Consider the following 14,265-nt stretch of genomic DNA (forward strand, 5'->3'; position numbering starts at 1 on the left):
TTGTTGCTGAGGTTGATGTGGTCTGGAAATCCGGGGCGATCAGGGAAACCTGAGTCGCGATGACTCAACTGTACTCCGACGTCCGGATGCTGTCAAACAAAGTTGATATGAATCGGCTCAACTTTGGTCTGGCCGCGTTTCCGACCGGACCTACGAGCCCACACATCCGCACCCGCACATCCGCGCCCGCACATCCGCCCCGGGCCGGAGCGAGATGCTCGAAACACCGTCGTCACACGGCTCGCCTACAGTCTCAGCATGCGCCGCCCGATCCTGCTCGCCGTCTCACATGGGACCTCGGATGCCGAAGGCGCCCGAGCGATCGCCGACCTGGTCGACGCCGTCGCGGCAGCCGTCCCCGACGTCGAGGTGCGCAGCGCCTTCGTCGACGTGCAGCAGCCCGACGCGGCCGACCTCCTGCCGACGATCGAGGGCCCGGTCGTGATCGTGCCGCTGCTGCTGTCACGCGGTTTCCATGTGCACCACGACCTGCACGGCATGGCGGCGAAGAAGGCGGATGCCGTCGTCAGCAACCCGATGGGACCCGACCCTCGACTCGCTGAGGTGCTGGCGGATCGCCTCGCCGACGCATCGGCCGATACGCCCTCCGCCGACACCGGAGCCCGCGAGCCCGTGATTCTCGCGGTCGCCGGCTCTCGCGACGCCGACTCCTTGACGGATGCCGAGGCCATGGCGTCCCTGCTCTCCCTCCGCCTCGGCGCGCGGGTCGAGCTCGCCTACCTCGCCGCCCGTCAGCCCGATCTGCCCACGGCGGTCGCCGCGCACCCGGACGCGGTCGTCTCGACCTATCTGCTCGCTCAGGGGTTCTTCTTCGACATGACCGTGAGCCAGGCCGACGGCAGAACCGTCACCCTGCCCCTGCTCGACGGAACCACCGTGCCGCAGCCCCTGATCGACCTCATCGTCGCCCGCTACGACGAGGCGTCGGCGCGACTGCTCTCCCCCGTCGGCCCGATCACCGAAGCCGCACGATCGTGACAGCCGACGGCATCGACCCGACCGCCGGATCCGTCACGACCGCCGGATCCGTCACGCTCGTCGGCGCCGGCCCCGGCGATGCCGGGCTGCTGACCGTGCGGGGGCTCCGTGCGCTGCAGGAGGCCGAGGTGATCGTCGCCGACCGACTCGGGGCGCGAGCCGTGCTCGCCCAGCTCGCCGATGACGGCGTACGGATCGATGCCGAGGTCGTCGACGTCGGCAAGCTCCCCGGTCACCATCCTGTGCCCCAGGACGGCATCAACGAGCTGCTCGTGTCGCTCGCCCACGAGGGGCGCCGCGTGGTGCGGTTGAAGGGCGGCGACCCGTTCGTCTTCGGCCGGGGACGGGAAGAGCAGCTGTTCTGCGAAGCGGCCGGCATCCCCGTCGAGGTGATCCCCGGCGTGACGAGCGCCGTCGCCGTGCCGGGGCTGGCCGGCATCCCCCTGACACAGCGCGGCGTCGCCGAGACGTTCACCGTCGCCAGCGCCCACGACCAGATCGAGGCGCTCGGCGGTGGGCGCGACCACACCGTGGTGCTGCTGATGGGCGTGAACACCCTCGGTCACTCCGCGCATGTCCTGGCCTCGGGCGCGCGCGGAGGCGACTGCCCCGTCGCGATCATCGAAGACGCATTCGGCGCACGCGAGCGTGTGACCGTCGGCACGCTTGAGACGATCGCCCACCTCGCTGCGGCTCGGCAGGTGCGATCCCCCGCGGTCGTCGTGATCGGCGACGTCGTCGCCCTCAGCCCATACGCCGGGATCGCCCCGAGTTAGGTGACCCTCAGTCGCGAGGTGGCAGACTGGATGCGACGGAAGGGCACTGATGACTGACACGGACGCCTACGACGTGCTCGTGATCGGCGGTGGCCCCGCCGGGCTCTCCGCCGCCCTCAACCTCGGCCGCTCCCTCATGCGCGTGCTCGTCGTCGACGCGGATCGCCCGCGCAACGCCGCCACCCTGAACTCGCACGGGTTCCTCACCCGCGACGGGGTGCCGCCGCACGAACTGCGCCGCATCGCCCGCGAGGAGCTCGCCGCCTACCCGAACATCGAGGTGCGCACCCGCGTGCGGGTGCTCGAGCTCGAACGCACGGATGCCGGTGGGCAGTCGGATGCCGGCAGTGGGACGGATGTCGGCGGAGAGCACTCCCGCTTCACGGCATCCATCGGCCGCAAGGACCCGTCCGAGGTGGTCGCCGCGCATTCCGTACTGCTGGCCACAGGCCTCCGCGAGACCCTCCCCGACGTGCCGAACCTGCGCGGCTTCTACGGCATCAGCCTGTTCAGCTGCGCGGCCTGCGACGCGTGGGAGATGCGCGGGAGACGACTCGCGCTCATCGGCACGACGCCTGACCTCGCCGACCGCGCGCGGCTCATCGCGCGCTGGACCGACGAGCTCACCGTGTTCACGCTCGGCGCCGACACCGTGTCGACCGCGCAGGAGGCCGAGCTCACCGCCGCAGGCGTCGCGATCGTGCGGCATCCGATCACCGAACTCGTCGGCGACCGGGGCCGTATCGAGGCGATCAAGGTCAGCGACGGAACGGTCGTCCCGGTCGAGGGCGGGTTCGTACGCCCGGAGTGGGAGACCGACCTGTCGTTCCTGCGCGACTTCGCCCCGTCGGTCGATCACGACGGACACCTCGTGACGGATCGCTCGGGCCGCACCGACGTCCCGGGGCTCTACGCGGCAGGCGACGCCGCGATCCCCGGCCCGCAGCAGCTCATCGTCGCGGCCGGTGCCGGTGCGCGGGTGGCGTCGGTGATGGTGCAGGATGCCGTCGGCATCGCATCGGCGCACTGACAGCCGCCGGATCCGTCCCGCGAGCGCGCGTGGGCCCCGACTAGGCTGACCGGCATGACGCGCATCTCGCAGGTCTCGCCGCTCGTCCGCCTCGCCGCCGTCTCTGTCGTCGCGCTGGCCGTGTTGCCGCTGAGCGGCTGCCTGTATGCCCAGATCCCGGCCGACGTGCCCGACGGCGACGGACCCGACCCGTCGCCCACGGCCAGCCCGACCGAAGAGGCCTCCGGAGATCTGCCGTCGACTCTGACCTTCGACGAGGGCGCCGCGCTCGCCCCGTCGGCGTACATCCAATGGGGTGACGGCTTCGTCGTCGACGACGGCTGGAAGATCGTCAAGCCCGACGACGGCAACGGCGGCTGGACCTACGGCACGGTGGACGACACCTGCACCGCACAGTTCTGGCAGGGGCAGATCCCCGACGTGCCGACGGTCGCGGGCGATGACAGCGTCAGCTCCGACGCGATGCTCGCCGTGATCCTGGGCGAGACGGACGCGGCGGCCATCACTCCGCTCGCCACGACCGGCGCGTTCAGCTACCAGACCGGCGGCAACGCGGACGTCGAGAACCGGCAGGTCGAGGGCGAAGCCGGCGAGCGCACCTGGAGCATGGCCGCGCGGGCATTCACGGCGACCGGGGTCGGACTCTACGTGATCGTCGACTGCACGGGCGGCGACATCGACGCGACGATGGCCGAGGTCATCGACAAGAACGCCGTCGTCGTGCAGTGACGCCCGTCGGGCGTCACTTGCCGCCGGGCGGCCCGACCAGCAGCAGGATCACGTACAGCGCCACGATGCCCACGACGAGCAGGATCGCGAGCACCCACGGGCGACGGAGGAACCATCGCATGAGGCGGTCGTACCAGCGGGCGTCGCGCGGGTCGGCGGTCTGCTCCAGACGCCAGTCACCGGCCAGTCGGCCGGTGCGGTGCAGCCAGATCTCCATCGGGATGGTCGCGTAGGGCACGATCGCGCTCACCACGGCGAGGATCGCGACGCCCACGTTCCAGCGCTGGTTGAGCGCGACGAGCACAGCGGTCGCGGCGTAGGCGAGGAACACGAAGCCGTGGATGCCTCCGCCGATCGTCACGACGATGCCGGGGGCGCCGACGGCGCGGGCGATGATCGCCGAGATGAGGATCGTCCAGGTGATCGCCTCCGCGATCGCGAGGACTCGGAACAGGCGGTCGGGTGTGCGGAACACGGGACTCCTCGGGTGGGGGTCCTTCCAGCGTATCCGGAATACCTATGCGCCCCTGGGCGTTGCCGAAGGCATGGTGACCGTCGATTCCGCAGCCCTCGGACAGGTGCTCGACTCCGTCGACCTGCGCGTGGGAATCGCTCGACGCGTCGCGCTGGCCGCAGGCGGGGTCTTGCCGCTGCCTTCGGGCGCCGCCACTCTCGTCTACATCGCCGACGGTTCGGTCAGCGGACATCCGCCCCTCACCACCGGATGCCGCCTCGACGTCGACCGCACCGCGCAGATCGTGGCCGTCGACGACCGACCGCTGAGCGCGAACCTCGTCAGGGGCGATGCCTTCCTCACGCTCGGCCGCGCGCCGATCGCTCTCGAAGCAGGGTCTGCGACCGACCTCGTGGTGGTCGACCTCGAGTTCTCGGACAGCGCGTCGATGCTCGCCGCCGTGCTCCCCGATCCGATCACCGTCATGTCGTTCGACGCCCTCGAGCCCGCCGCGGCCGCCCTCGCCGGCAGCATGGGGCCGACGGACCCGCCGTCGTACCCGGTGCGGCAGGGCGATCCCGTGATCTGCCGGATCATGGCGCAGACCGTGCTGCTGAGCGTCATCCGCGCCTGGGCCGCGAACGGCTGCGCTCCCGCCGGATGGCCGTCCGTCTCGAAGGATCCGTTCCTCGATCGCGTCGTCGAGGCGATCCACGAGCAGCCCGGTCGCGAATGGACCGTCGAACGCCTCGCGAGCGTCGGGGCGATGTCGCGCTCGGTCTTCGCCGAGCGCTTCCGCAGCGCGATCGGCCGCTCCCCCGCCGACTACGTCACCGAAGTGCGCATCGACGCCGCCAAGCGGATGCTGAGCGCGGGCCGGTCCGTCAGCGAGACCTCGCGCGAACTGGGCTACGCCTCGGACGAGGGATTCAGCCGCGCCTTCCGCCGCCGCACCGGCATGACCCCGTCCGCCTGGCGTGCATCCGAACTCACCGCCGTTCCCGCCTGAGCCCGGAGCGCGGAGCGCGGCTGCCCTGAGCTCGGAGCCCTGAGCTCGGCAGCCCTGAGCCCGGCGACCCGGTTCGAGACTGCCGGAACCGCCGCTCAGGCGACGGCCGCCGCCGCGGTGCTCCTGCGGTTGGACATTCCGAAGAGCACGGCACCGACCAGCAGCGAGACGGCCCCCAGCACGTACACGAACTCGACGTCGAGGGTGTCGACGAGCAGTCCTCCGAGGCCCGCCGCGATCGTGATCGCGCCCTGGAATCCGACGACGACCAGGCTGCCGCCGGCCTCGAGCCGGTCGGGCGTGCGATGACCCACCCAGGTGTTGATCACCAGCAGCCACGACGAGAAGAAGAAGCCCCACACGAGCACCACGATCCCGATGCCCAGGACGGACCCCGAGAGGAAGATCATCGACAGCACCGACACCGCGATCACGAGCGGCGCGAACACCGCGAAGAACGCGAAGGTGCGGTCGATGAAGAACCCGAGCCCGAGGTTGCCCGCAAGACCTCCGACACCGAAGAGCGCGAGCAGCAGGATGATCGTCGACGGCTCGACCTCGGGGATGCGCTCGAGCGCGAGTCGCACGTACGTGTAGGCGAGAAAGTGTCCGAGAACGACGAGCACGTGTCCGACCATGCCGAGTCCGATGCCCGGGCGACGAAGGGTGTCGACGAGAAGGCGGATGCTCGACGCCTGCTCGGCCGGGACCGACGGCAGCATGAATCGCAGTGCCACGGCCAGCACCACCATGAGCACGCCGGCGATCGCGAAGACCGTCTGCCAGTCGACGATCTCGCTGAGCATGACGCCGAGCGGGACTCCCGCGACCGTGGCGAGCGAGACACCCGCGGAGGTGAACATGACGCCGCGTCCGAGGTGCTCGGGCCCCGCGAGCCGTACGGCGACCGTGATCGACATGGCCCAGAACGCGCTGATCGCCGCCCCCAGCAGGAACCGTGCGAGCAGCACGATGATGAGGTTCGGCGCGATCGCGACGATGAGGTTTGACGCGGCGGCGGCGAGCGCCATCCAGATGAGCAGCGACCGCCGGTCGAGGCGGGGGAAGATCAGGCCCACCGTCGGGGCGACGATCAGGCCGACGAGTGCGGTGACCGTCACGGTCTGCCCCGCCTGCCCCGGCGTGACGCCGAGGGCGTCGGCCATCTCGGTGAGCACGCCGTTGGGCAGGAACTCCGCCGTGACGAGCAGGAAGCCCATCAGCATCAGCACGATGAGCCCGCCGTAGCGGATGCTCTCGGTGCGGGCGGTCGTCACGGGAACGGGCGCGGTCGTGGTCATGGTTCAACACTCGCAGGCGTGGAGCCCCCGTGCCCGACGCGGCGTCCACGGCATCCGACCATTCGTCCGGACCGGACGCCTCTCCCTCTGCATCGGAGGGGCTCTGGACAGCATCCGCCCGTGCCCTCTAGGCTCGACGTCGCACCGGGGTTCTCCCGGAAGGCCCGAGCGAGAGGAGTGGATGACATGAACGCAGTCTCTGTCGCGCCCCTCGCCGACTTCCTTCCTCTCGAGGCCACCCGCTCCTGATCCGCGGTGGCCTCCCTCTCTCGGAGCCACACCGTGTCTGATCTCTTCGCTTCGTCCGAAGCATCCTCTTCCCGTCCCTCCACCCGTTCGTCGGCCGCGTCGACGTTCGACGCCTCGCCCTTCGAATCCGTCCCGACCTTCGCCGACGTCGAACCCGGCGACGGCCAGCGCTGGACCACCTGGCCCGCGATCACCCCGTCGGAGCGCGGACCCCTGCCCTGGCCCGCCTGGGTCGTGACGAGCGCCGGCGCGCTCGACACCGAGCTCGGCATCCTCAAGACCGGCAAGGAGGCCGACGTGTTCCTGCTCGAACGGGCGGTGCCGGATGACCCTGCGCAGCGCACACTGCTCGCCGCCAAGCGCTATCGCGACACCGACCACAGCAGCTTCCACCGCTCGGGCGTCTACACCGAGGGCCGCAGCACCAGGAACACACGCGACACCAGAGCGCTCGCGAAGAAGTCCGAGCACGGCCGGGCGGTCGCCGCCCTGCAGTGGTCGTTCGCCGAGTTCGATGCACTCTGCCGCATGTGGGAACTCGGCGCGCCGGTGCCCTACCCCGTGCAGGTCAACGGCACCGAGCTGCTCATGGAATTCGTCGGCGATGCGCATGGCGTCGCGGCTCCCCGGCTCGCGGCGGTGCGCAGCGACCGCGCCGAGCTGGCGGATCTGTACGACCAGATCGTCGACCTGATGCGCATCTTCGCCGCGGCCGGCTTCGCCCATGGTGACCTCTCGGCCTACAACCTGCTCGTGCACGACGGGCGCGTGCGGGTGATCGACCTGCCGCAGATCGTCGACATCATCGCGAACCCGCAGGGCCTCGACCTGCTGCACCGCGACTGCGTCAACATCTGCGACTGGTTCACCCGCCGCCGCGTCGAACGGGATGCCGAAGAGCTGTTCGCCGAGATGCTCGCGGCGTCGTACGAGTGAGCGGCCTCAGCTCACTCGTACGGCGCGCCGTCACCCTCCGTTCATTCCACGCCGCCAGACTTCGAGCATGAGTGAATCCCCGCAGAGCGGCGCGGTGCCCGAGCCCGCCGCGACGGCCAACAGCGGCGCGGTCGGAGTGATCGGCCTCGACCTGCGTGGCGAGACACCGGCCCCCAAGAAGCAGGTCTACTCGTGGGCGCTGTGGGACTGGGCGACGCAGCCCTTCAACACCGTCATCCTCACCTTCATCTTCACGGCGCTGTACCTCACGACCGAGGCGTTCCTGCCGGCCTCGATCGCGGGACTCGACGCGAAGGATCCGATTCGCGAAGCCGCCGAGGCCGACCTCGCGTCGGGCCTCGGACTCGGCTCGACGATCGCCGGCATCGCGATCCTTCTGATCGCCCCGGTGCTCGGCCAGCGCGCGGATGCCGCGGGGCGTCAGAAGCTCTGGCTCGGCATCGGCACCGGTGCGCTCGTCGCCTGCATGCTCGGACTGTGGTTCGTCGAGCCGACGCCGACGCTCTTCTGGCTCGGTGTCGCACTGATCTCGGCCGGATCCGTCTTCGGCGAGATCGCCGCCGTGAACTCGAATGCGATGCTCATCGGAATCGCGAACCCGAAGACCGTCGGCCGCATCTCGGGCCTCGGCTGGGGATTCGGCTACATCGGCGGCATCATCGCGCTCGTCCTCGTCGTCGTCTTCTACATGCTCGACTGGTTCGGCCTGCCGGAGGACGGCGGACTGCCGTTCCGCATCATCGCCGTCGGCTGCGCGATCTGGGCGATCGTCTTCTCCATCCCGATCTTCCTCAACGTGCCCGAGCCATCGCTCGGCCGCCCCGAGCGCAAGGTCGGCTTCTTCGCGTCGTACGGACTGCTCGTGAAGGACGTGGTCGGCCTGCACCGCAACCCCGACACCCGTCAGACGTTCTGGTTCCTGCTGTCGAGCGCGGTGTTCCGCGACGGCCTGGGCGGCGTCTTCGCCTTCGGCGCGGTCATCGCGAGCCAGGTGTTCGACTTCGCCTTCCTCGACCTCGTGATCTTCGGCATCGCGGCGAACCTCATCGCGGGAGTCTCGACGATCATCGCCGGACGCTACGACGACCGGTTCGGCCCGAAGCGGATCATCCTCGTCTCCCTCGCATCCATGGTGATCGCCGGTCTCGCCGTGTTCTTCCTGGTGGATGCGGGCACGATCGTGTTCTGGATCGGCGGCCTGCTGCTCTGCGCCTTCGTCGGCCCCGCCCAGGCTGCATCGCGGTCGTTCCTCGCCCGCATCACCCCGGCCGGGCGCGAGGGCGAGATCTTCGGCCTCTACGCCACGACCGGGCGGGCGGCGAGCTGGATGGCATCGGGCGCATGGACGCTGTTGATCGTGCTGTCGGGGTCGACGGCCTACGGCATCCTGGGCATCGTGCTCGTGCTGATCGCGGGCTTCCTGCTACTGCTTCCGGTGAAGGCGACGCAGCGCGTCTGAGCGGCCCGCTGACGGCCGACCCGAGCACCCCACCTTGGCATCCCCTATACACCTCGGATAATCTGGCGTAAACAACACCGAAGTGAAGAAATGGGGAACCCTTCGTGCGCGAGCGGCTTCGCGGGAGCCGAGTTCTGCAGGCGGCCCGGTTCCTTCCCTACTCGATCCCTCACTTTTTCTGGCGGATCCTCCGGCCGGTGAGAGCGGAGCGAGTTCTCTTCCTCTCCGATTCCCATGACGGCTTCACCGGGAACATGGCCTTCCTGCGCGACGCGATCGCGCGGCGCCACCCCCACGCAGAGATCGTCGGGGTGTTCAAGCCCCGCCTCTCCGCGCGCCGTTCCGTGCGCGACTTCGTGCGGCTCCCGTACCTCATCGCGACCAGCGGCATCATCGTCCTCGACGACTTCTACCCGCTGATCTACCAGCTCTGGATGCGACGCAGGAACCGTCTCGTGCAGATCTGGCACGCGGCTGGCGCCTTCAAACAGGTCGGCCACAGCCGGGCCGGGTTGCCGGGCGGGCCGCTTCCGGGCAGCCGGATCCACCGGAACTACACCGACGCCGCCGTGAGCTCCGAGGGGATCGTCGACGACTACGCAGAGGCCTTCGGAATCGCGCGGGAGCGCGTGCATGCCTGGGGGATGCCGCGCTCGGACGTCTTCTTCGATGACGACGCACGAACGGAGATCCGGACGAGGGTCCGCGAGCGATTCGGAATCCGCGACGATCAGCGCTTCGTGGTCTACGCACCGACGTTCCGGGGCAACGGGCAGCTCTCCGCGAAGGCCGCGCCGGTCGCCGACTGGGCCGCCATCGCGCAGACGCTCGGTGACGACTGGCGGGTGGGCGTGCGCCAGCATCCGTTCGTCCGCACCACCGGCCTCGCCGCGGGGATCATCGACGCCTCAGCCGAGGCCGACATGAACGACCTGCTCATGGCGACCGACGTGCTCATCACCGATTATTCGTCGGCGATCTTCGAGTATGCGCTGCTGCGGCGCCCGATCGTGTTCTTCGTTCCCGACCTCGAGGACTACACCGAGGCTCGGTCGTTCTATCGCCCGTTCTCGGACTACGCGGTCGGCCCCGTCGTCAGCGATGCGGGGGAGCTCGCCGCCGCCATCGCCGACGCCCTCGTCGACGATGTGCGGCTCGACCGGTTCCTCGCCGAGTTCTGCGGGGCGCTCGACGGGAATTCCAGCGACCGGATCGCTGATGAACTCCTTCGAGGGGCAACCGCGTGATCCGGCGGTTGATCCAGGGCGTGCGCCTCGACATCATCGCGGCGTACGCCGCCAGGCTGGCCCTGGCCCTCGTCGGCGTCGTGCTCTCTCCCCTGCCCCGACGCAACAAGGTGACGCTTCTGACGCGGCAGAGCTCGAGGCCTCCCTCCGACTTCATCCTGCTGAGCCAGGCGCTGACGCGCGCCGACCCCTCGCTCGACGTCGTGATCGTCGCGAAGATGGTGCCGCCGGGAATCGTACGCAAAGTCGCCTACGCCGCACATCTGGTGACCGAGATGTATCACGCGCAGACCTCCCGCGTGCTGGTGGTCGACGGGTACTCGATCATCGCCTCCGCCGCGCGGCACTCCGAGGGCCTCATGATCGTGCAGGTCTGGCACGCGCTCGGATCGCTGAAGAAGTTCGGGCTGAGCATCCTCGGTCAGCCGGGCGGTCGGGATCCGAAGCTCGCGAAGGCGATGAGGATGCACGCCGGCTACGACCTCGTGATCGCGAGCGCCGAGCGATGCCGCGCCCCCTTCGCCGACGCATTCGGGGTGAGCGTCGACAAGGTCGTGGCCGCTCCGCTTCCGCGCGTCGACCGCCTCGTGGATCCCGAGCAGAAGCTCAAGGCCCGCGCGACCTTCGACCACCTCTACCCCCAGCTCGCGGGGCAGCGCATCGCCGTGTTCGCTCCGACGTTCCGCACCGAGGGCCTCACCGAGGCCGTCGACCCGGTCGAACTCACGCTCGCGCTCGAAGAGGCCGGGTACGCCACCATCACGAAGCTCCACCCCCTGCTGCCCGCGCCGCGCCACCCGAAGCTGCGCACGGCACCGGGGATGTCGACGCAGGAGATGCTCCTGGTCGCAGACATCTTCATCACCGACTACTCGTCGGCGGTCTTCGAAGCCGCTGTCGCCGGCGTGCCCTCCTATCTGATCGCGCCGGATCTCGATCAGTACTCGGCGAAGCGAGACTTCTACGTCCGATACCCGGATGCGCTGGGGCTCCCGCTCGCGATGGACGTGACCGAACTCGTCACGCAGGTGCACGCGGACGCGGGCTCGACAGCCGATGCCACCCGACTCCGCGACGACTGGGTGCAGATGCCCGAGCAGGGCCTCGCGGCCGACGCGCTCGCGCGGATCATCCTCGAATGGGACGACGCGCGCGCACGACGCAAGGAGAGGCCATGACGACGAACACTCGCACGGTAGCTGTGATCCTGGCGGGCGGGATCGGCGTACGGGTCGGCCTCGGCATCCCGAAGCAGCTGATCAAGATCGCCGGCAAGGCGATCGTCGAGCACACACTCGAAGTGCTCGAAGCCAGCTCTCACATCGATGAGATCCTGATCGTGATGAACGCGGGGTCGCTGCGTGAGCTCGACGAGCTGAAGGATCCGCAACGGTTCCCGAAGCTCACCCGGATCATTCCCGGGGGCGACACGAGGAACGACTCGACTCAGGCGGCGCTGGCCGTGCTGGGCGACGACCCGCGCACCAAGGTGCTGTTCCACGACGCGGTGCGACCGTTCGTCGACGACCGCATCCTGCGCGACTGCGTCGACGCCCTCGACGACTACGAGGCCGTCGACACCGCGATCCCGTCGGCGGACACGATCATCCAGGTCGACTCGGCGTCGCACATCACCCGGATCCCCGACCGTTCGCAGTTGCGCCGCGGGCAGACGCCGCAGGCATTCCGGCTCGGAACGATCCGTCACGCGTATGAGCTCGCCAACCAGGACCGTTCCTTCCACGCCACCGACGACTGCGGTGTCGTGTTCACCTATCTGCCCGACGTGCCGATCTACGTGGTCGACGGCACACCGGAGAACATGAAGGTGACCGAGCCGATCGACGTGCACATCGCCGACAAGCTCTTCCAGCTCCAGTCCGAGAGCCTCTCCGCCTCGCCGGAGTCGCCCGATCTCACCGGCAAGACGATCGTCGTCTTCGGCGGCAGCTACGGCATCGGCGCGAGCATCGTCGAGCTCGCCCGTGCCGCCGGGGCCGACGTCCACGAGTTCAGCCGGTCCAGCACCGGCACGGACGTGCGGTTCCGGGGCCGGGTCAAGAAGGCCCTCAAGTCGGTGTACGAGAAGACCGGCAAGATCGATGCGGTGATCATGTCGGCCGGAGTGCTGCGGGTCGGCCCGCTCGCGACCACCAAGGTGCGCGACATCGAGACCAGTATCGAGACGAACTTCCTCGCCCCCGTCATCGTGTCGCGCGCCGCCCACAGGTACCTGCGCGAGACACACGGACAGGTGCTGCTCTTCACCTCGAGCTCGTATACCCGCGGGCGGGCGAACTACGGCGTCTATTCGGCCAGCAAAGCGGCCGTGGTCAATCTCACTCAGGCCCTCGCCGAAGAGTGGGCCGACGACGAGGTGCGGATCAACTGCATCAATCCGCAGCGCACGAAGACGCCGATGCGCGAGGCGGCGTTCGGCGACGAACCCGCGGGCACGCTGCTCGACGCCGATATCGTGGCATCTGTGAGTCTGCGCGTCCTCGCCAGCGCGATCACCGGCCAGATCGTCACCGTTCGGGTCGAACAACCCGAACCCGAGGGATGAGACACACCGACATGGCACCCCCGCTTCGTATCGTCATCGTCTCGTTCGTGGACGACAACTTCGGCGACAATCTGATTCGCATCAGCTTCCAGGGCCTGCTCCACGTCGCCCTCGAGAACCACGGGCTCACGAGTGACGACTTCGAACTCGTGCCGATGCCGCTGAAGAGCGTCGATGCCGACCTGATCGCCGGCGCGGATGCCGTGTTCTTCGCGGGCGGGGGGCTCTTCGGCCTGTCGTACCTCGACTTCTTCACCCACCTCGAGCAGATCGTCGACATCACCGACAACCACGGCATCCCCGTGGTGTTCTCATCGATGGGCCTCAACAACATGGGAGCGGAGAACGGGAGCGTCGACGCCATTCGAGGCATCGTGAGCCGACGCTCCGTCAAAGCCGTAGCGGTGCGAGAGAACCTCCCGCTGTTCCGCGAACTCGTGACGGGCCTCCCTTTCGAGGTCCGGCAGGTCGCGGACCCCGCCGTATGGACCAAGTACCTCTATGGCATGACGGACGTGGTCCCCGACGGCAGTCTCGGCATCAATGTCGTCCGAGGCGGCCTGTTCGCGGCGAATGACCGTGCGTGGGGGCTGACCGCCGAGATGACGTATCTCTCCGAGGTCATGGAAATCGCGGAGGCCGCGGGCCAGAACACGCAGCTCTACACGAACGGCAGCCTGGACGACAACAACACCCTGCGGTTCTTCGCCCGGGAGAAGAAGGTTCCTGTCGATCAGGTGATCCTCCCGCAGACGACGCGCGAGGTGATCGAGGCGATCGCGTCGCGCTCGGCGATCGCCTCGATCCGCATGCACTCGTCGATCATCGCCTACTCGTTCGGCATCCCGTCGATCGCGCTCGAATGGAACGACAAGCTCCCGCACTTCTACGAGGCCATCGGGCACCCGGAGCGTGTCATCCCCTTCGGCGAGTGGTCAGGCGAGCGGTCCGTCGAGGCACTGCGACGTGCAGGTTCCGCACCGGAGGCGGACCCCGGGTACCGGGACTACCTGATGTCCACCTACGACTACATCCACGAGGCGGTCGGCACTCACGTGCTGAAGGATCGCTCCCTGGTCGGCGCGCCACGACATGACTTCGACGGAGTCGCGGATGCTCTCGTACGCCGCTCGCATCTGATCGACGAGGATGAGAACGACCTTCGTTTCAAGATGGGGAAGGCCGAACGTGCGTACCTCGGGCGGTTCATCACCATTCGCAGCCATGAGAAGAAGATCTCCGAGTTGACCAGGGGTTCTGCTGAGAGGGATCAGAGGATATCGGGACTTCTCCAGGATTCCGCAGCTCTTCGTGACAAGCTCGAGGAGCAGAGGGCGCAGATCCGCCGGCAGAAGCGGGAGCTCGACATGCGCCTCACGACACGAGTCGCCCGCCGCCTCCGACGTCTTCTCAGCGGCTCCGCCGCGAGCGAGAAGAAGAGCGCTCAGCGCGACGAGAACACGGACAGCGACCCCATTCGATGATTAAA

13 protein-coding genes are annotated in these 14,265 nt (G+C 68.6%); 11 read left to right on the plus strand and 2 right to left on the minus strand.

Annotated elements, in window-relative coordinates:
* Positions 1-258: 258 nt before the first annotated feature.
* Genes JOF42_RS01040 through JOF42_RS01055 form a run of 4 tightly spaced genes read left to right on the plus strand, consistent with a single transcriptional unit; the run spans position 259 to position 3,534 of the window.
* Positions 259-999 carry a sirohydrochlorin chelatase gene (locus JOF42_RS01040; RefSeq protein ID WP_210096158.1) on the plus strand — a complete coding sequence of 247 codons (741 nt, stop codon included), beginning with the start codon at positions 259-261 and terminating at the stop codon, positions 997-999.
* Positions 996-1,775, plus strand: a complete 780-nt coding sequence (cobA, locus tag JOF42_RS01045; protein ID WP_307803495.1) for a uroporphyrinogen-III C-methyltransferase — start codon at positions 996-998, stop codon at positions 1,773-1,775. The genes JOF42_RS01040 and cobA overlap by 4 nt, the downstream gene beginning before the upstream one ends.
* 49 nt (positions 1,776-1,824) lie before the next feature.
* Positions 1,825-2,805 (plus strand): NAD(P)/FAD-dependent oxidoreductase, encoded by a 981-nt coding sequence (locus JOF42_RS01050; RefSeq protein WP_210096159.1) that lies wholly within the window; start codon positions 1,825-1,827, stop codon positions 2,803-2,805.
* A gap of 54 nt (positions 2,806-2,859) precedes the next feature.
* Positions 2,860-3,534 carry a hypothetical protein gene (locus tag JOF42_RS01055; protein ID WP_210096160.1) on the plus strand — a complete coding sequence of 225 codons (675 nt, stop codon included), beginning with the start codon at positions 2,860-2,862 and terminating at the stop codon, positions 3,532-3,534.
* Positions 3,535-3,547: 13 nt separating this feature from the next.
* Here the strand turns inward: JOF42_RS01055 and JOF42_RS01060 are convergent, their stop codons facing one another.
* The gene (locus tag JOF42_RS01060) at positions 3,548-4,009 is read right to left on the minus strand and encodes a DUF3817 domain-containing protein (protein WP_210096161.1); all 462 of its coding nucleotides are present in this window, start codon (positions 4,007-4,009) and stop codon (positions 3,548-3,550) included.
* Between the two features lie 70 nt (positions 4,010-4,079).
* Between JOF42_RS01060 and JOF42_RS01065 the strand changes: the two genes are divergently transcribed.
* A complete protein-coding gene (locus tag JOF42_RS01065; protein ID WP_210096162.1) occupies positions 4,080-4,997 on the plus strand; it encodes a helix-turn-helix transcriptional regulator in 918 nt (305 codons plus the stop codon).
* Between the two features lie 95 nt (positions 4,998-5,092).
* Here the strand turns inward: JOF42_RS01065 and JOF42_RS01070 are convergent, their stop codons facing one another.
* On the minus strand, positions 5,093-6,298 hold the full coding sequence (locus JOF42_RS01070) for an MFS transporter (protein ID WP_210096163.1): 1,206 nt from the start codon (positions 6,296-6,298) through the stop codon (positions 5,093-5,095).
* Between the two features lie 282 nt (positions 6,299-6,580).
* On the opposite strand from JOF42_RS01070, the gene JOF42_RS01075 reads away from it, so the two are divergent.
* From JOF42_RS01075 to JOF42_RS01100, 6 genes are all read left to right on the plus strand, one after another.
* Complete coding sequence (locus JOF42_RS01075; protein WP_210096164.1) at positions 6,581-7,483, plus strand: serine protein kinase RIO; 903 nt, start codon at positions 6,581-6,583, stop codon at positions 7,481-7,483.
* Positions 7,484-7,550: 67 nt separating this feature from the next.
* A complete protein-coding gene (locus JOF42_RS01080) occupies positions 7,551-8,963 on the plus strand; it encodes an MFS transporter (RefSeq protein ID WP_210096165.1) in 1,413 nt (470 codons plus the stop codon).
* Positions 8,964-9,067: 104 nt separating this feature from the next.
* Complete coding sequence (locus JOF42_RS01085) at positions 9,068-10,210, plus strand: CDP-glycerol glycerophosphotransferase family protein (protein WP_307803496.1); 1,143 nt, start codon at positions 9,068-9,070, stop codon at positions 10,208-10,210.
* The gene (locus JOF42_RS01090) at positions 10,207-11,388 is read left to right on the plus strand and encodes a CDP-glycerol glycerophosphotransferase family protein (RefSeq protein WP_210096167.1); all 1,182 of its coding nucleotides are present in this window, start codon (positions 10,207-10,209) and stop codon (positions 11,386-11,388) included. Before JOF42_RS01085 ends, JOF42_RS01090 begins: the two co-directional genes overlap by 4 nt.
* Entirely contained in the window at positions 11,385-12,776 is a 1,392-nt protein-coding gene (locus tag JOF42_RS01095) for a bifunctional cytidylyltransferase/SDR family oxidoreductase (RefSeq protein ID WP_210096168.1), read from the plus strand. The genes JOF42_RS01090 and JOF42_RS01095 overlap by 4 nt, the downstream gene beginning before the upstream one ends.
* An 11-nt stretch (positions 12,777-12,787) precedes the next feature.
* Entirely contained in the window at positions 12,788-14,260 is a 1,473-nt protein-coding gene (locus tag JOF42_RS01100) for a polysaccharide pyruvyl transferase family protein (protein ID WP_210096169.1), read from the plus strand.
* Positions 14,261-14,265: the final 5 nt, after the last annotated feature.

The sequence above is a fragment of the Microbacterium phyllosphaerae genome (assembly GCF_017876435.1).
GTDB lineage: Bacteria > Actinomycetota > Actinomycetes > Actinomycetales > Microbacteriaceae > Microbacterium > Microbacterium phyllosphaerae.